Consider the following 18,405-nt stretch of genomic DNA (forward strand, 5'->3'; position numbering starts at 1 on the left):
TTTTATAAAAATAATGTACAAATATAATTAATTAACTAATTTGACGATTTAAAAAACACCTTTTTTTGTTGATACGAAAACGTTGTAGTGGTTCCTATAAAATCGCCGTCTATTTCAGTAAAAAATCTTAAATTTGCCAACTAATTTGACGGATTATGTTAGAAAAGATTACAGGGTTAATTGATGAAGTTAAAAATTTTGAAACTTCGTCTGCTGAAGAAATCGAAAATTTCAGAATTAAATATCTTGGTAGTAAGGGTATTTTAAAGGATTTATTTGCTGAATTTAAAAATGTTCCTAATGAACAGAAAAAAGAATTTGGGCAAACAATAAATCTTTTAAAGAAATCTGCTGAGGAAAAAGTAAACACTTTAAAAGAGGCTTTAGAAAGCGCAATTGAAGATAAAGGTGTTTACGGCGACTTAACTAAACCATCTGAACCAATAGAGTTAGGTTCTAGACACCCAATATCTATTGTTAAAAATCGAATTATTGAAGTTTTTAACAGAATTGGTTTTACTGTATCTGAAGGTCCGGAAATAGAAGATGACTGGCATAATTTCACTGCTTTAAATCTTCCTGAATATCATCCAGCTAGAGATATGCAGGACACTTTTTTCATTGACAAAAATCCTGACACACTATTGCGTACTCATACTTCTTCTGTACAAGTTCGTTATATGGAGAAAAATGAACCTCCTATCAGAACTATTTCTCCTGGTAGAGTTTTTAGAAACGAAGATATTTCTGCAAGAGCTCACTGTATTTTTCATCAAGTAGAAGGTTTATATATAGATACCGATGTTTCATTTGCTGATTTAAAACAGACTTTATTGTACTTTACTAAAGAAATGTTTGGTAAATCTAAAATCAGATTACGTCCGTCTTATTTTCCATTTACTGAGCCTAGTGCTGAAGTAGATATTTATTGGGGTCTTGAAACTGAAACTGATTATAGAATAACAAAAGGTACTGGCTGGTTAGAAATAATGGGATGTGGTATGGTTGATCCAAACGTTCTTAAAAACTGCAACATAGATCCTACAAAATACTCTGGTTATGCATTTGGAATGGGAATAGAGCGTATTGCTATGCTTCTTTATCAAATTCCAGATATTAGAATGTTCTACGAAAATGATGTTCGTTTCTTAGAGCAATTTAAATCGGTGATTTAAATTTAGGAACATATTTATAAATAAGAGTTGTGAAATTTCAATGGTTTTTTATTGAGTTTTACAACTTTTTAATTTTGATGAGTTAATACATGAAAAAAGATATCATAATTCCTGAAGTTACAGGAATAGAAATGGCAGTTGTTTTAGAGCACAACGAAACACACAACACAGATGATTGGTATGTATACCTAATTAACAAAAAAGAAGTCGCTTTAGACATGATTATGATTGTTTCTCAGGGCTTCTCTGAAACAAAAACGACTACCGTTTTTAGAAAAAAAATTAATCAGTTACCTGCAAATGCATTTGCTAAAATAGAAATGATTCATCCAGATGTTTTTAGTTTAGCTAATAGATTTCAAGTTTCATTCTTTGAAGGAAATCAAATTCAAGAAAAAACTTTTGTTTTTGAAGCTGATACAATAAAAGAAGGTGCTTTAAGAATGATCTCATCTTTAAATAAGAGAGGAATTATTGTAAAATAAAAAAATCCTTTTGCAATTGGGGATGCAAAAGGATTAATTTAATCAACCAAATAAATTTAAAAAACCTTCATTTATTTTTTATAATGAAAAAAACAAAACTATAAGGAATACTTTCATGTATATCACTTATTTACACTTCAAATATATAAAGCTTTAGACTATAGTTTTATTGATTTTCGATATATATGTTCTTGTCTATAGACAAACTGTTTGATTTCCTCGACAAATGAAATAAAACACTAAAAAACAAAAACTTAAACACAAAAAAACCCTTTTACATTTGGGGCTTGCAAAAGGGATGGTTTTAGGTTTTTAAAGTAAACCTTATAACTTTAAAAAATGAAAAAACTAAACTTAAATTATAGGGATTATTAAATTAAGTTAATTCTTACTACTATTAACACTTCAAAGGTATAAAGCTTTAAAAATTTAGTGTTAAAACATTCGATATTTAGACTTTTAACTTAGATTAAAGGTTCATATTTATCGACGAATTGAACTCTAGTTGAGTTATTAAAAAATTAAATTGATTCATACGTTTCAACTGTAATATCTGCTGTTACATCTCCAGTATGCTTTGTAGATAAAGGCTCAAAAAGCAAAATATGTACCTCTTCTTTTGCAATAGGTTTGTGTAAAACTCCCTTTGGTACTATATAAAACTCTCCTTCGTTTACAATAACTGAACTATCTTCTAAATCAATTTGTAATTGACCCTTAATAACCATGAATAACTCATCTTCTTCTTCATGCTTATGAAAAACAAATTCACCTTTTATTTTTGCTAATAATACTTGTTGACCATTAAGTTCAGCTATCTTTTTAGGAGACCATTGATCTGAAAATAGATTGAATTTATCTTTAATGTTAATTACTTTGGACATAATTGATTTTTTTAATTTGCTTTTAAATTCACTACGTTTTCAGTTACAATCTTTGATAATTCCTTTAGCTTATTCTCTTCATATAACTTAGGTAGATCTGACAAAGGTGTTCCAACTTCAGCTTTATAGTTAATATAATCTTGAAAAATAATTCCATCGACATTTCTTTTATTATAACTACTTCTAAATCGAACGCCTCCTTTGTTTACTTTATAACTATAAGCCAAATAATCTATAGTATTCGTTTTAGCATTTATCCAGTAATAAAACTGATCTTCAAAATCTTTCCCTCCTCCCTCTTGATTAAAAGTGATTTGTACTACTTTATACAATTCATTCTTAATTGTAATTTCACCTTTATATTCTTTATTAACAGCAGCATCATTTAACTTATAAGGAAGTGTTGCAAAATAAATTACAGAATTTAATGATTCAGAGTACCTTAACTTATCTCTTTCATTGAGTGCTGTAGATTCTCCATTTATTGTTCTTGAAATCTTTCCGTTGTTTAAAACATCTTCAATAACTTTATTTTCTGTTTTTCTTTTTACTGTATATATGTAAGAATTCCCAGAGTTTTTAAATGAATATTCATTCTTTCTAAAAATAAAACTATAGTAAGCGCTTGTATATAACTCTCCTCCATGAGCTTTAATTACCTGATTAATAATTTTATCTCCTTCAGACAAAGTAACCTTAACCTCTTTTTCGATTTTTTCTTCTTTCTTTTCTTCTGTTTTTAGCTGACATGAAATTGCAAATAATGATGTCATCAAAATTATACTTCCAAAAAAAGTTTTTCTCATTGTTTAGTTTGTTTTATTAGTACTAAGTCTGTTTTTCTGAGGCAACTTACAACTTATCTTTAAGTTTTTGTACTGTTTAAATGTTAAAGACAACTTATTAACTTTATTGCATGAAAAAACCACTTAAAAAAATTAAGTGGTTTAATACATATTTATATTTCAGTTTTAACGTAAACTGATACTAGACTTTCCTACTTTTCTTTTACCTATGTATACGTTTATTAAATACTTTCCTTTATACATATATGCTCTATCTACAGAAATTAAAGATACTATACTAACTTTTTCTCTGTCATAATCTATATTAATTAAATCGTTATAAGATATTTCATTTTTAGAACCACTTCTTTCTGAAGGTACAGTATTATTATGATCATCTAAGATTTGAATATACACTTCTCTATTCCCTATACTGGCTAAATCGTTTGGTAGTATATCAAACTTAACTTTAAAAGCATCTATTTTTTTAGATTTTGAAGTTGTTGTATACTTACCATTGCTTCTTTCTTTTAGAGCTTCAACCTTAACGGAACTAATTTCTAAAGCACCAGCAATCCCTATTTTTTCTTTAAGGGTTTTCTCTTCAGATATTAATTTTTTATTTGTAGCTAATAATGATTTGTACGACTCTTCGCCTTGCCTTAATTTATTTTTAGTGAATTGGTTTTCATTTCGAAGTTTTTTATTCTGTTCACGTAATGATTCTACTTTAAGAAATAATTTCCTATTCTCTCTTTCTAATTTTGTAACTTTTAAAGAATATTTAAAAAGTAAATCGTAATTAACTTTTTTCATTTGCTCTACAGAATCTTTTAATGCTATGATTTTATTCATACCATTAACTACTCTTTTAGTTAACCACTTTTTTTTAGTAGTCATTTCTTTATAATCTACTACAATTTTATCGAGTTCTTTTTGAAGTAGCTTCTTTTCTTTAAAAAATTCATCTTCTAATTCACTTTTATTATTGTGACTTTTAAATGAAAAAATAATTAACGAAACTAATAAGATAATTGGTGAATACTTAAAGATTTTCTTCACCGAAGTGTTGTTTAAAACTTTCATTGCTTGGGGGATAAAAATTTAACATTCTTAATATAAACGACTTAAGTTGAAGTTTTAGTACATGTTAAAATTTAATTTTTAAAACCTCCCACTATAAAGCCTTACACTTTGTAAGATGACTTACAATTATTTACATATCGTAATATACAAAAAAATCTCTAATAATTATTACTTTCGTTAAAAACAACTTTTATGAATATGCAAGATCTAGTTGCTGAATTTTCTTCTTGGGTATGGGGTATTCCTTTATTAATACTACTTATCGGTGGTGGTTTAGCTTTATTTATTTACTCTGGTTTAGTCCCGTTTCGCTATTTAGGTCATGCTGTAAATATATTACGAGGGAAATATGATAAAGATAATTCTCCTGGAGATCTTTCTCATTATGAAGCATTATCTTCTGCTATTGCCGCTACTGTAGGTATGGGAAATATTAGTGGAGTTGCTATTGCCATAGCTACTGGTGGTCCGGGTGCTATTTTTTGGATGTGGGTTAGTGCTTTTGTTGGTATGGCAACAAAATTTTTTACTTGTAGTTTATCGATAATGTACCGAGGAAAAGACGAAAATGGAAATGTAAAAGGCGGACCAATGTATGTTATTACAGAAGGCTTAGGAAAAAAATGGAAGCCTTTAGCACTATTTTTTGCTTCAGCTGGATTAATTGGAACACTACCAGCATTTCAAGCCAACCAGTTAACACAAACTTTAATTGATGTTTTTGAAGTAAATGATAGTAATATTCAAACATCTAAGTTACTACTTGGTATTACTATTGGAGTTATTACAGCTTTAGTAATTTTTGGAGGAATTAAAAGAATTGGAAAAATTGCTGGTAAGTTGGTTCCTGTAATGGTAGCTATTTATTTAATCACTGTACTTTCTATTTTAATTTTAAAGATTGAAAATATTCCTAACATGTTTTCTTTAATTTTCTCTGATGCTTTTTCTGGAAATGCAGTAATGGGAGGCGCAATAGGTTCTTTAATTATTACTGGAGTTAAAAGAGCTGCTTTTTCTAACGAAGCTGGCTTAGGAACTGCACCAATGATGCATGGAACAGCAAAAACAAACGAACCAATTCGCGAGGGGCTAGTTGCCATGTTAGGTCCAGCTATTGATACATTATTAGTTTGTACACTTACTGCTTTAGCTATATTAGCTTCAGGTATTTGGAAGGATTTTCAAGGTAACGGAATATCATTAACATTAACTGCTTTTGATTCTGTTTTACCTTACGGAATTGGTAGTGTTATATTAACTATTTGTGTTTTAATTTTTGCTTTTTCAACCTTATTTACATATTCTTTCTATGGATATTCTTGTTTGTGTTTTTTAACTAATACAAAAATTGGAAAATATTATAATTACATTTACATAGCAGCCATAGTAATTGCTGCAAACGTTAAATTAGATTTTGTCATTAACTTAATAGATAGCGGATATGCTTTAATGGCAATACCTACTGTAATATCTACACTTATTTTAGCCCCAAAAGTAAAAGAAGCTGCAAAAGAATATTTTCATAAATTGAAAACAAAATCCTTTGAATAAGATTTATTTTTCAATATATTTAGATTCAACAAGCATACTATATAAGTATATTTTTTTTATAAAAAAGAAGTCTTCTTTTAGAAAGAAGACCTCTGTATAGCTTCTTAAGGGCACCTCAATTCCCCCTTGATTCTTTTTGGCACAAACCTTAAAGAAGCCTTTAAAAATTCGTTTCGCTTAACCCTTCAGAAAAAGCGTAACTACAAGGCAAAGAGACTGTTTTTTTTAATATCTCAAATATTAAAAAGTACATTTCTTTAATTTTTATTTTGCATTTTTTACAAAACAGAATCAATGAAAAAAGAAGTTGCGAGTTTTTTTTCTCTTATCAAACAAAAAATCCCTGAGAATATTTCATTAATAGATGAAATAGCAAGTGTTTTGGACATTAATTATGATGCTGCTTACAGAAGAGTTAACAATAAAACTGAGCTCTCATTTAAAGAAGCTTTAATTTTAGCTCAGCATTACAAAATATCATTAAATAGTATTTACAATATAGCTGATGAGAAATCAATTTTAGTTCAAAAAAATAGTAATCTTCAATCTAATAAAGGGTTAGAATCTTTTTATATAGCAGCAAATAAAGCAATTCAATCATTTTCAAAGTTTAAAAACCCAGAAATTTTATATGCTGCTAAAGATATTCCTCTGTATTACTTACCTAAAAACAGTTTACTTAAGAAGTTTCGAATATACTCTACACTCACTTTACCTATTCTTAAAAATGAAAGAAAAGAACTCTCTTTAAGTGAATTTAGTTTTTCGCCTAATTTAATATATGAGTCAATATGTTTTAAAAATGCGTTTAGAAAAATAAAATGCTCTGAGATATGGAACGATGCAACAATTGATAGTGCATTAAATCAAATTTATTATTGTTATAAAATTAATTTAATTGATCAAAAAGAAGCCATTCAATTATGCCGTGAATTAAAAGAATTGATAATTAACATAGAGAAACAAGCTTCTGAGGAATCGTGGAATGATGATTTAAGAGTTGAATATAAAATGTATTATAGTAAATTAATTAGTTTAGATAATTCCATTTTATTTAAGTCAAAAAACTTTAAAAGTTTACTAGTTCCTTATATTCCAATTTCTTATTTAAGAATAGACGATGTGTATACTTGTGAAGAAGTAAGTGAATTTTTTAATGCAAAGATTCAATCATCTAAAAAAATATCTGGAGATGCGGAAGTTAATAGGAGAATCTTTTTTACATCAATGTATGAAAAAATAGATCAGCTTTATAGTCAAATAAGCATGAAAAAGATCATTTTATTGTAACTCTATATTTTTTCAAATAAAATTTCACGCTCTTGTAAAGCATGATTCCACTGAGTATAAAAATAAGCGCTCCCCACATCCAGTATGTTCCAAATGTGTTGGCTGCAATATTTTGTGTATCGGAAGCCATGGTTTGTCCGTGACGTTCAAATTGCTTTGTAAATAAATAATTGAATTGAAGATAAGTGCTTAATACACATTGCAACCCTAAAAACAAAACAGTTATTGTTTCAATCTTTTTGTTTTTTAAAAACATAATAACAATTAACGCTACAGCAATAGCACCTAAAACAACAATTCCCCAATAAGAACGAATCCAAATTATTAAAGATAGAATCATGACTCCTGTCAGAATTCGTAACATAATTGCAGCGTGCTTTTGTGATCTTGCAGACATAATTAGAATACTTCCAGAAATAGCCGGACCTAACAATCCGCCTGCTGCAGTAAGTGCACTACAAAGATAAATGGGTAAAAATCGATTTGTTACGGAAGAGTAAGCTACACCTCCGCCATTTTGATAAATCTCTAAATAATGAAATTTTCCGCCAGTTAAAAGAGCTGTTAATCCATGTCCCATTTCATGAAACCATGTTCCTAAAAGCCTAAAAGGATATTGTATTTGAACAAAATAAGGAAGCTGTAGTAATAAAAATATTACTACAGCTATAATTAAAATGGTATAATCTAATTTTCTTGAAATCACTTTTTGTTTTTATAATTGTTCGGAAAATAATTCTGAAACTCTCTTTTTCATTTCAGAAGCTAAAAAAGAATTTGTCCCTCCGCGTTTTTCAAGTTCAACAATCACATTTAAATAACTCTCTTTATCTAAACCCTGACTCAATTTAAACACCGTGTCCAAACGATCAATTTTAATTTCAAAGCCAGTAATGTGCGGCATCCATTTATTGATATAACTCTCTGGTAAATTATTGTACACAGTTGGTGAATTCTCATTTCCTTTTTCGTGAAGTAATGTAAATGACTTCATTAATGAAACCAACTTTTCCCCTTCAAAAAAAGACATTTTTCCTTCAGCATGAACACTCATATAATTCCAAGTTGAACCTTTATTCGAATTCACACACCAAGAAGCGCTAATGTATCCATTAGGTCCAGTAAAAACCGATAATACATTAGAGTTTTTCTGAAACGCTTTACAATGATCTGTTTCTTTCATCATGTGTCCTATGATATACAATTCGTCATTACGTTTCTCAACAATCACAGGAATTTGAGTAGCCACAGGTTTCCCTTCTTCGTTTACACCTGTAATTTGAACAAATGGATATTCATTAATGAAATCTAAAATTTCTTGTTCGTTTTTGGCTTTATAACTTGGTATATTGTACATCCTATTTTTTACTTAACTCTTCAACTATTTGTTTTGAAGTTGTATTAATTTTCTCTTGTGTTTTGCTGATTTCTTTCTTTAAAGTTAAAGAATCCTTAACCATATCTAGTGTCTTTTCAGCAGATTTCACGTACCAATCATTCCAAGCGTTAATAATTCTTACTTGAGTAGTTAAAGAATCACCTTTTGAAAGCGCAATTTTACTTTGTTCTTTTTCCTCTTGTAATCTTGCTAAAGCAGCTACTTCTATTTCTTTCAAAATTGTTGTCGCTGTGGTTTTATCTGAATTTAATAACGTATAAGCTGCTACTAAAGAACCAACACCTACATTTTTTAAAGTTTCCTGCGATACTTTATCCAAACGATCATTATCTGTATGATAAAACTGATCTGTAAAATGCCAAAATAACACACTTGGAATATTACCTTTTAAAAATGGAACATGATCACTTCCGCCTTCAAATGGATTTGTATTTACTTCCCAATTCGCAATTTTTCCTTGAGCTTTAAATTTATTAATTAAAAAGTCATTTAAGTAATGAGGTTTCATTTGAGACAACTTCATTTCTGCAGCTCCCCATTCTGTATGTTTGTCTTTTCCTCTAGTCCAAATCGCACTTGGATCAGGCATTTTTTCAATTAAAAAAGTACCACCAGTTTTCTTTGTATCTTCTCCAACCATATCTAACGAGATTCCCCATTTAATATCTTTAGCTCTAATACTATCTTCTTCTACATATCTTCTTGTAGAAACAATTTCATCTCCCCAAAGAAAGGTTAATGTTCTTTTATTTGTAAACCTATTATTTTTTATAAATTTCGCTGTTAAAGTTGCCATTTCTAAAGCAACACCAACTCCTGTTGCATTATCGTTTGCTCCAGGTTCTTGAACATGTGCACTGAAAACTAATCTTTCTTTTGGATAAGTAGTTCCTTTAATATCTGCTACAATAGTTAATTCTTCAGATTCATAAACCTTTGTATTTACAACTGCTGTAAGTTTTACTTTTCCTTTACTTAACTCTTTTTTTAAAGCTTCTTTTGCTTTATACGACAAAGCTATTCCCCAAGATTTAACCTCTTCATTTAAAGGAATTGTTCTAAATTGAATAGAAGTTGTATTTTTCTCAGGCTGTAAATAACTCGGATTGTTGTAAGTTACTAAACCAACTGCTCCACCTTCCACTATAGCTTTTTTAAATATTCTGTACGGATGAACCTCAGCAAAAACAATCTTTCCTTTTACATCTATTTTCTCTAAACTTTTAGTGTCTTTAACATAAATTACTTCTGCAGTAATTCCTTCTTTTGGTGTACTGTAAGAATTTAAAGCAATCATGTTTCTATTCGTATCGTGCTGTAATAAAAAGCTCTCTTTACCAGCAATTCTTAATGAAGCATCTACAGACTCCCAGGTTGGCCTTTGTAATGGTCTTTTTTCTATACGATAGGTTAGTAAATCTCCTTCTTTAGCATTTTCTTCTTTTACAAATCCAGATTTTTCTAATTCTTCTGCTACTTTGTATATCGATTTATTAAAACCAGTATTTCCTACAACTCTCCAATATTTTTCTACAAAAGCTGTAGTATTATAAGCTAAATCTCCTGTAAATTTTTGATTTAAAATCTCTGAATAATTAGTTGGTTTTAAAGTATTATTTTTTTGATCATCAGTTGTTTTCTTACATGAAACAATAGAAATAACAAACAATAAAGTAAGAAGTGTATTTTTATACATACTACAATTTTTAATGAGCTAAAAATACACTTTTATTTTTCCTATCTTTGTAATAAAAATAAAGCTTATGAATTTCTTTTTGAAAAGTAGACAGATCATAATTATAGTGATGTGTTTTTTATCGGTAAATCATCTATTTTCTCAAGTAATTATAAAATCACCTCAAACAGAAAATATTGGTGAAGATGGTTTTTCTTCTAAATTTTCAGTTTATGAAGATAAAATGGTTATTTCTGCACTTAGAGCAGAAACCAATTTTGGTAAAACTGGTGCCGTTTATGTATATAAAAAAGACAAAGGAGATTGGAATTTAGAACAAGAAATCTTTCCTTTTGATGGTAAAGAATCTGATTCTTTTGGTTTTGAAGTACAGATATTTAAAAATACTATTATTGTTAGTAGTACCAAAAACAATAAAAAAGGTGCTGTATATGTGTATAGATTTTTAAATTCTAAATGGATTTTAGATGAAAAGATAACTATTCAAACTCCTAATAATTATGACTTTGGCTATAGGCTTTCATTATTAGATGAAAATAACTTTGTAGTTACTACCTTTGAAGACTCTCAAAACGGGAAAAGCACTGCTTACGTTTACGAATACAAAGATAAACAATGGGAAGAAATTCAAGTCATTAATACTTCTTTTAATGCTTTTAATGGCTATAACGTAGCACATAACAATGATAACCTTTTCATATCTGATAGAAGATATCCTAATTCTAATGATTTTAATGGAATTGTTTATGTTTTCAAGAAAGTAAATGGTTTATGGACAGAAATTCAAAAACTAATACCTGATAGCGGAAGGACAATTGGATCTGGCTTTGGTTTTGATTTAGATGCAACCAATGAATATTTAGCTGTATCTTCTATTGAAAGAGGAGCATATATTTATAAAAAAAATATTGCAACAGGCTTTTATGAACTAGAAACTAAAATTGAAAAAAACTCTTCAGATCAGAATGATTATTTTGGTTCTTCTATTTTTATCAAAAACAATTATGTGTTAATAGGTGGTAGTAAAGTACTTCTTTATGAAAAAACAAATGGTTTATGGAAACAAAAAAAAATATTTTCTACTGAAACTACTGGTCTTTCTTATGGTTTTTGGGATGTTGAAATTCACAATGATGAAGTATTTATTTCTGCGCCTGATGATGATTTAGATAATAATTATGAAATGAATAGCGGTCTATATATCTATAATCTTAAATCTGTTCTAAATAATCCTAAAGATAAAAAAGCACAATTAACGATATCTCCTAATCCTTTGACAAATAATAAAACAAGGATAACTTTAAATTCTAACGTAAAAATAATTGAAAAAAGAATTTACGATATAAATGGAAAATTAGTATTCAAAGAAAAAAATGATAATAATATTTTAAAAACACCTTCTTTAGGAAAAGGTGTTTATTCTATTAAAATTCTAGATTTTAATAAAAATTTTTCTGTCAAAAAATTAATCGTGAATTAAGTCTTATTGTTTTATTTTAAAGTCAACGTTTCATTCTCAAAACTCAATCCTTCAAAACCAGTATTCATAAAATTTCTGATGTTTTGATGACCAGTTCCGTTAGGTTCATTAAGAACTTCAGCATAATATTGTCCGAAACAAGCTAAAGTTTCCTCTTGTGTAAGTTCTTGTTGAATTGCAAATGAGAATACTTTGCATGAGCCTTGATTTTGAGAAACTTCATTTTCTAACACTCCGTTTTTAAATGCAGAAGGAGTAAAATTATAGTTGTCTTCTATTACAGCTATTGTTTCTGAAAAATCTATTATTGTAGGTTCGTTTTGTAATTTATGTTTGAATTCTTTTAGTGTCATTTCTCCGAAGTTTTAGAAATACAAAAAAATAGATAATTCAACTTAAAAACTAAACTATAGTAATTTTTTACAAACTAACAATTATAGTTAAATTTGCGCATCTAAAATTATCAAAAATGTATAGATCGCATTCTTGCGGTGAATTAAGAGCATCGCATATTAATACTGAAGTTACCCTTGCTGGATGGGTTCAAAAATCAAGAGATAAAGGTTTTATGATCTGGGTTGATTTACGAGATCGTTATGGAATCACACAGTTGATTTTTGATGAAGAAAGAACTTCAAAAGATCTTATTGAAAAAGCAAAAACCTTAGGTAGAGAGTTCGTTATTCAAGTAAAAGGAACAGTAATCGAAAGAGCTTCTAAAAATCCTAATTTAGAAACTGGAGACATCGAAGTTTTAGTTTCTGATTTAACGATTTTAAACGATGCTAAATTACCTCCATTTACAATTGAAGATGAAACTGATGGTGGAGAAGATATTCGTATGAAATATCGTTATTTAGATATTCGTCGTAATCCTGTTAAAAACAGTTTATTATTCCGTCATAAAGTATCGATGGAAGTACGTAAATATTTATCTGATAAAGGATTTATTGATGTAGAAACTCCATATTTAATTAAATCTACACCAGAAGGAGCGCGTGATTTCTTAGTACCTTCTCGTATGAATGCTGGTCAGTTTTACGCTTTACCACAATCGCCACAAACATTCAAGCAATTGTTAATGGTTGGTGGAATTGATAAATATTTCCAAATTGTAAAGTGTTTTAGAGACGAAGATTTACGTGCCGATCGTCAACCTGAGTTTACACAAATAGACTGCGAAATGTCGTTTGTAGAGCAAGAAGATATTTTAGAGATTTTCGAAGGAATGACACGTCATTTATTAAAAGAAATTAACGGAGTTGAAGTTGATAAATTCCCAAGAATGTCTTTTGATGACGCTATGCGTTTATACGGAAATGATAAACCAGATATTCGTTTCGGAATGCAATTCGGTGAATTAAACGAAGTTGCACAACATAAAGATTTTAAAGTATTTAATAGTGCAGAATTAGTAGTAGGAATTGCTGTTCCTGGTGCTGCTTCTTACACTCGCAAAGAAATTGATAAATTAATCGACTGGGTAAAGCGTCCGCAAGTTGGAGCTTTAGGAATGGTATATGTGAAATGTAACGAAGACGGAAGTTTTAAATCTTCTGTAGATAAGTTCTACGATCAAGAAGATTTAGCAAAATGGGCAGAAGTTACTGGAGCAAAACCAGGAGATTTAATTTGTGTTTTATCTGGAAACACAAATAAAGTACGTGCACAATTAAGTGCATTACGCATGGAATTAGCTGAGCGTTTAGGTTTACGCAAACCAGATGAATTTGCGCCGTTATGGGTTGTTGATTTCCCATTATTAGAGTTAGATGAAGAAACTGGACATTATCATGCAATGCACCACCCATTTACTTCTCCAAAACCAGGTCAGATCGAATTATTAGACACTGAACCAGGAGCTGTAAAAGCAAACGCTTATGATTTAGTTTTAAACGGAAACGAAATTGGAGGTGGATCTATCCGTATTCACGATAAAGAAACACAAGCGATTATGTTTAAGCATTTAGGATTTACTGAAGAAGAAGCGAAAGCTCAGTTCGGTTTCTTAATGGATGCTTTTGAATATGGAGCGCCACCACATGGAGGTTTAGCTTTCGGTTTAGATCGTTTGGTTGCTATTTTAGGCGGACAAGAAACAATTCGTGATTTTATTGCGTTCCCTAAAAACAATTCTGGTAGAGACGTTATGATTGATGCACCTGCAACAATTGATAATGAACAATTACAAGAATTGAGTATTAAATTAGATATTCAACAAGAAGAAGCATAAAATTAAAATCCCGCCTAGTGCGGGATTTTTTATTTTTTTTTTCACTTGTACCTATTTATAAGTTGTTTGTCCATAATCAACAACATTATTATTTGAGTCATTCTATTTTCATTACATTTAGTCAATGAAAAAAAGAAACTTATTAAAAACACTACTATACTTCTCAGTAATAATTGTAATTATAGCCATAATAGGAATAACTTTTATGTATTACTTTTCTTTTGGGAGATTTGAAACTGACGAAGAACAGTTTCCACATTATGTGGGATATATAAATCAAGAAAAAGCTTTATTAAACGATACATACACACTTTGTGGAGATCGAAGTATTTATAAAACACATCACGGTGCTCCTGATGATGCTTTTGAAGGAGGTAAAAAACAGTTTAAAAACTTTATCCTTTCAAATTATAAAAATGACTCTTACACCGATTCTGGATATTTAAACTTTCGATTTTTGATAAACTGCGAAGGAAATGCGGGTTGGTTTGAAATCATTGAAATGAATCTAGATTTAGAGGAATCTCCATTGAATAAAAGTATGGTAAAACAGTTGCTAAAACTAACTTCAGACTCTAAAAATTGGGCCATTTTTTCTTATAAAAATCAGCCAAGAAATTATTACATGTACATATCTTATCGCATTGAAAATGGAGAAATTGTCGAAATATTACCTTAGTTTACTTATTGGCTTTAGTCTTTTCACTTCTTGTAAGGAAAAGGTTAATGAAATGGGAAAAACAGAACAAAGAGTTTTAGCTGAAAAAGTTTTTAAAGAAGGAGCGCACTTATATCAAGGTTCTCCTAAAAGCATGACTAGAATTCAAAAAGCTATTGAAATTGACCCAACATATGCCGAAGCTGTTAGAGAAATGTCTGTAGCATATTTAAAAAGAGGAATCCCACACTTATGGAAAAAACACATGGATAAAGCTGTAGCCTTAAACCCTGAAGTTTGGCAAGGATACAGAGGTTATTGTTATTTATGGTTTTACAGAGATTATAAAAAAGCTATTGCAGATTTTAACGCTAGTAATGCATTAAATCCAAGCTTTACTGATGCGCCTCAAGGCCATAGTGTTCATTATTGGAGAGGAATTGCCTACTTAGGATTAGAGGATTATAAGAACTCTTTAAAATACTTTGATAAATACATAAAAGAAGAAATTGAGAAATTCGGAACAAGCTCTATAGAAGTTACAACTTATTTATACAAAGGAATCGTTTATTATGAAATGAATGATTTTGAAAAAGCTAAAGAAAATTTCGAACTGTTATTGAAAAACTCATACGGTGTTTATGCTGATGGAAAATACTATTTAGCTCTTATCTTAAAGAAAGAAGGAAAAATAGAAGAAGCTAAGAAAATGGCAATTTCAGGGCTAAAAGATTTCAATGATGGTTATGTAAATCAGCGTCCTTATGTTGAAAGTATGAAAGAGTTATATTTAGAAGACTATCAACAATTAATAAATGAAATACAACTCTATGAAAAAAATACTATTCATACTAATTAATTTATTCTTGTTTCAAGGAATGGCTCAAAATATTTCAGGAAAAGAATTATTAGAAAAGACTATCAAATATCACGATCCAAACGGAAATTGGGAAACTTTTAAAGGAACGTTGCATGTTACCATGACAACCCCTAATAATCCGAAAAGAGATAGTAAAATAGAAATTAATCTACCGAATCAGTTTTTTTCTGTAGAAGCAAAACGTGGTGAAAACACAACAAAATACACTCTAGAAAAAGAAAGTTGTAAAATTGCTTTCAATGGTAATGAAAATCCTTCTGAAGAAATTATAAAAGAACACAAACTAAGTTGTGATAGGGCTAATCTGTATAAGAATTATTATACATATTTATATGGTTTACCAATGAAATTAAAAGATAATGGAACTATTATCGATGATAAAGTAGAAAAGAAAACTTTTAAAGGAAAAGAGTATTTGGTTTTAAAAGTCACTTACGATGCTAACGTAGGAAAAGATACTTGGTGTTTTTATTTTAATCCGAAAACCTATGCTATGGAAGTTTATCAATTCTTTAAAGCGACTAAAGATAGTGGCGAATATATTTTACTTTCTGAAGAAGAAACTATCAATGGCATAAAAATGCCTAAAGTAAGAGCTTGGTATTACAATAAAGGCAATGGCTATTTAGGAACAGATACTTTAACAAAGTAAATGAAGAGATTCTAAATGTTTTCTATGCATTTAGAATCTCTTTTTATAGTTCCTTCCATTATTATGATACATAAATCTAAAAACGAACTATATATTTAATTCAAATTTAATCGCCATTAAATGTTTAACATTAACTTTTTCTCCGTCTAATTCCCCTGGAGAAAACTTAGGTAAAGCTTTTAATAATCGCTCAGCTTCTTGTTCTAATAATTTACCTCCAATAGGTCCTAAGGTCACAATGTTTTTCACTTTCCCTTTAGTATCAATAACAAAACTGCTCCAAACAATTCCTTCAACATTTTTAACTTTTAATGATTCTGGATATACTAAATTATCACTAACATAACTCTCTAAAGTCTCTGTAAAGTCTCCTCTGTTTTGATTCGCTAACAACAAAACAGGTTCTAAAGTTGCTTCTCCAAGATAAATCTCTTTTGCTTTTACTTCTTTAACAGGCTCTTTTTTAGTTTTTAAATCTCGTATACTCTTCCTTAAATTAGCGTAATATCTGTTATTTCTAATTCTTAAATATCTATTTCTTTTTGGTGCAGTTTCTTCTTTCTTTACTTCGACATGACATTTACTAATGCTGTTAAGTTCCATTAAAAGATCATCTCCAGAATCAGGGCTAGTACATACTTCATTCTGAGAAGTTGCTATAATACTTGATAAAATACTAAAACTTAAAATCAATATTCTTTTTAAAATCATAATAAAAGGTGTTTAATAGTAGTTAAAATTTTTAATGCTGCTAGTCGTTAATTACTAACAACACCACAAATAACTTCCAATAACTCTTCTTATTAAAAAAAAGATAGGTTAGAGGGAAATTTGAGGGTTAAAAAGGAATAAATCACGTTGAAAATTTCACTCAAACCCTTGTTTATAGCGGTTTACATTTTTATACTATTACATTTACCGTTTGTATTTCTATTTTACCACTTATCATATTTTGGACTTAAAAAGCGTAAAAGATCTTTAGTTTAGCTGAAAAAAATTTACTAATTATGATACGTTTACTTTTATTACTTTTTTTATTCTTTATTTCTAGTTTCCTTTCCATTTTTGGACAATCTAAAAAAAGACCTCAAGACCCTGTGGCTCCATTTTCTTATCAAATAGAGAATGTAACTTTTAAAAGTGGAAAAGCAGATTTTAAATTGGCTGGAACTTTAACTTTACCAAAAGACAAAAGAAATCCACCAGTAGCGATTTTAATTTCTGGATCTGGACCACAAAATAGAAACAGTGAAATAAAACAATTTAATCATCGTCCTTTTTTAGTACTATCGGATTACTTAACTAACAACGGAATTGCTGTATTACGTTTTGATGATCGTGGAATTGCTGAATCTGAAGGAGAGTTTAAAGGAGCAACTAGTCACGATTTTGCTGATGATGTTTTAGGAGCTATTGCTTTCTTAAAAACTAAAGAGAATATTATTGACACAAAGAAGATAGGATTAATTGGTCATAGTGAAGGTTCTTTAATTGCTGCAATTACAGCTTCACAAAGTGAAGATTTAGCTTTTGTAGTTTCTCTTGCTGGACCAGGAGTTGATGGCGCTGAAATTTTGTTAACGCAATCGAGAAAAGCTATGGAACTTCGAAATGTTCCTGTTGAGTTTATTAATACTAATGAAAAACTAGCTTCTACTATGTATAAAATAGTTCAAGAAACATCTGATTCTTTAACTATAGCTACAAATATTCATTCGTTTTTAAATGCACAAAAAAAAGAAAAACCTAACAATCCGTTATTAATGCAACTAACAAAACCTGTTATTGATGGACAAATAAAAACAGTTACTTCAAAATGGATGTTAAATTTTATTAAAACAGACCCTAAAAATTACCTTTCAAAAATCACTTGTCCGTTTTTAGCATTAAACGGTTCAAAAGATGTGCAAGTAATTTCTCAATTAAATTTAAATGGTATTAAATCTGCTCTTCAAAAAGCAAACAATAAAGATGCTGAGTTTGTTGAGTTAGATGGATTTAATCACTTATTTCAAAAAGCAACAACAGGTAGTGTTCAAGAATATGCAACTATAGAAGAAACATTTTCTGAAGATGCAATGGTAGTAATAAAAGACTGGATTTTAAAACGTTTTTAATTATAATAGTACCTTTACTTTAAGAAGTAAA

18 protein-coding genes are annotated in these 18,405 nt (G+C 29.3%); 10 read left to right on the plus strand and 8 right to left on the minus strand.

Going from position 1 to position 18,405, the window contains the following annotated elements; all coding sequences use genetic code 11:
- Positions 1–155 precede the first annotated feature (155 nt).
- On the plus strand, positions 156–1,175 hold the full coding sequence (gene pheS / locus ACSIGC_RS10270) for a phenylalanine--tRNA ligase subunit alpha (protein WP_442264732.1): 1,020 nt from the start codon (positions 156–158) through the stop codon (positions 1,173–1,175).
- Between the two features lie 89 nt (positions 1,176–1,264).
- A complete protein-coding gene (locus tag ACSIGC_RS10275; RefSeq protein ID WP_442264733.1) occupies positions 1,265–1,660 on the plus strand; it encodes a hypothetical protein in 396 nt (131 codons plus the stop codon).
- Between the two features lie 521 nt (positions 1,661–2,181).
- Here ACSIGC_RS10275 and ACSIGC_RS10280 read toward each other — a convergent pair.
- The 3 genes from ACSIGC_RS10280 to ACSIGC_RS10290 all read right to left on the minus strand — a co-directional run bounded on the left by ACSIGC_RS10280 (position 2,182) and on the right by ACSIGC_RS10290 (position 4,391).
- Positions 2,182–2,544: a cupin domain-containing protein gene (locus ACSIGC_RS10280; protein WP_442264734.1), complete on the minus strand. Its 363-nt coding sequence runs from the start codon at positions 2,542–2,544 to the stop codon at positions 2,182–2,184.
- Positions 2,545–2,555: 11 nt separating this feature from the next.
- Positions 2,556–3,350, minus strand: a complete 795-nt coding sequence (locus ACSIGC_RS10285; protein WP_442264735.1) for a DUF6503 family protein — start codon at positions 3,348–3,350, stop codon at positions 2,556–2,558.
- 165 nt (positions 3,351–3,515) lie between these two features.
- The gene (locus ACSIGC_RS10290) at positions 3,516–4,391 is read right to left on the minus strand and encodes a hypothetical protein (protein WP_442264736.1); all 876 of its coding nucleotides are present in this window, start codon (positions 4,389–4,391) and stop codon (positions 3,516–3,518) included.
- A 216-nt stretch (positions 4,392–4,607) separates the two neighbouring features.
- Between ACSIGC_RS10290 and ACSIGC_RS10295 the strand changes: the two genes are divergently transcribed.
- A complete protein-coding gene (locus ACSIGC_RS10295; RefSeq protein ID WP_442264737.1) occupies positions 4,608–5,969 on the plus strand; it encodes an alanine/glycine:cation symporter family protein in 1,362 nt (453 codons plus the stop codon).
- Positions 5,970–6,263: 294 nt separating this feature from the next.
- Positions 6,264–7,259 carry a hypothetical protein gene (locus tag ACSIGC_RS10300; RefSeq protein ID WP_442264738.1) on the plus strand — a complete coding sequence of 332 codons (996 nt, stop codon included), beginning with the start codon at positions 6,264–6,266 and terminating at the stop codon, positions 7,257–7,259.
- On the opposite strand, the gene ACSIGC_RS10305 is transcribed toward ACSIGC_RS10300, so the two are convergent.
- The 3 genes from ACSIGC_RS10305 to ACSIGC_RS10315 are packed head-to-tail and all read right to left on the minus strand — an operon-like array spanning position 7,246 to position 10,354.
- The gene (locus ACSIGC_RS10305) at positions 7,246–7,965 is read right to left on the minus strand and encodes a M50 family metallopeptidase (RefSeq protein WP_442264739.1); all 720 of its coding nucleotides are present in this window, start codon (positions 7,963–7,965) and stop codon (positions 7,246–7,248) included. The genes ACSIGC_RS10300 and ACSIGC_RS10305 overlap by 14 nt on opposite strands.
- Positions 7,966–7,974: 9 nt before the next feature.
- Complete coding sequence (locus ACSIGC_RS10310; protein ID WP_442264740.1) at positions 7,975–8,616, minus strand: FMN-binding negative transcriptional regulator; 642 nt, start codon at positions 8,614–8,616, stop codon at positions 7,975–7,977.
- Between the two features lies 1 nt (position 8,617).
- On the minus strand, positions 8,618–10,354 hold the full coding sequence (locus ACSIGC_RS10315; protein ID WP_442264741.1) for a M28 family peptidase: 1,737 nt from the start codon (positions 10,352–10,354) through the stop codon (positions 8,618–8,620).
- A gap of 67 nt (positions 10,355–10,421) precedes the next feature.
- On the opposite strand from ACSIGC_RS10315, the gene ACSIGC_RS10320 reads away from it, so the two are divergent.
- Positions 10,422–11,834 carry a T9SS type A sorting domain-containing protein gene (locus ACSIGC_RS10320; RefSeq protein WP_442264742.1) on the plus strand — a complete coding sequence of 471 codons (1,413 nt, stop codon included), beginning with the start codon at positions 10,422–10,424 and terminating at the stop codon, positions 11,832–11,834.
- Positions 11,835–11,845: 11 nt separating this feature from the next.
- Here ACSIGC_RS10320 and ACSIGC_RS10325 read toward each other — a convergent pair whose 3' ends face one another.
- Positions 11,846–12,187, minus strand: a complete 342-nt coding sequence (locus ACSIGC_RS10325) for a HopJ type III effector protein (RefSeq protein ID WP_442264743.1) — start codon at positions 12,185–12,187, stop codon at positions 11,846–11,848.
- 116 nt (positions 12,188–12,303) lie between these two features.
- Between ACSIGC_RS10325 and aspS the strand changes: the two genes are divergently transcribed.
- From aspS to ACSIGC_RS10345, 4 genes are all read left to right on the plus strand, one after another.
- Positions 12,304–14,067 carry an aspartate--tRNA ligase gene (gene aspS / locus ACSIGC_RS10330; protein WP_442264744.1) on the plus strand — a complete coding sequence of 588 codons (1,764 nt, stop codon included), beginning with the start codon at positions 12,304–12,306 and terminating at the stop codon, positions 14,065–14,067.
- 124 nt (positions 14,068–14,191) lie between these two features.
- Positions 14,192–14,746, plus strand: a complete 555-nt coding sequence (locus ACSIGC_RS10335; protein ID WP_442264745.1) for a hypothetical protein — start codon at positions 14,192–14,194, stop codon at positions 14,744–14,746.
- A 52-nt stretch (positions 14,747–14,798) separates the two neighbouring features.
- Positions 14,799–15,584: a tetratricopeptide repeat protein gene (locus ACSIGC_RS10340; protein WP_442264746.1), complete on the plus strand. Its 786-nt coding sequence runs from the start codon at positions 14,799–14,801 to the stop codon at positions 15,582–15,584.
- A complete protein-coding gene (locus ACSIGC_RS10345) occupies positions 15,556–16,257 on the plus strand; it encodes a DUF6503 family protein (RefSeq protein WP_442264747.1) in 702 nt (233 codons plus the stop codon). The genes ACSIGC_RS10340 and ACSIGC_RS10345 overlap by 29 nt, the downstream gene beginning before the upstream one ends.
- A gap of 87 nt (positions 16,258–16,344) precedes the next feature.
- On the opposite strand, the gene ACSIGC_RS10350 is transcribed toward ACSIGC_RS10345, so the two are convergent.
- On the minus strand, positions 16,345–16,968 hold the full coding sequence (locus ACSIGC_RS10350; protein ID WP_442264748.1) for an energy transducer TonB: 624 nt from the start codon (positions 16,966–16,968) through the stop codon (positions 16,345–16,347).
- A 296-nt stretch (positions 16,969–17,264) separates the two neighbouring features.
- Here ACSIGC_RS10350 and ACSIGC_RS10355 point away from each other — a divergent pair, with 296 nt between their 5' ends.
- Positions 17,265–18,374: an alpha/beta hydrolase family protein gene (locus tag ACSIGC_RS10355; RefSeq protein ID WP_442264749.1), complete on the plus strand. Its 1,110-nt coding sequence runs from the start codon at positions 17,265–17,267 to the stop codon at positions 18,372–18,374.
- The last annotated feature ends 31 nt before the right edge of the window (positions 18,375–18,405 follow it).

The organism is Tenacibaculum aquaeponti (assembly GCF_052084715.1).
In the GTDB taxonomy this organism is placed as follows: Bacteria; Bacteroidota; Bacteroidia; order Flavobacteriales; family Flavobacteriaceae; genus Polaribacter.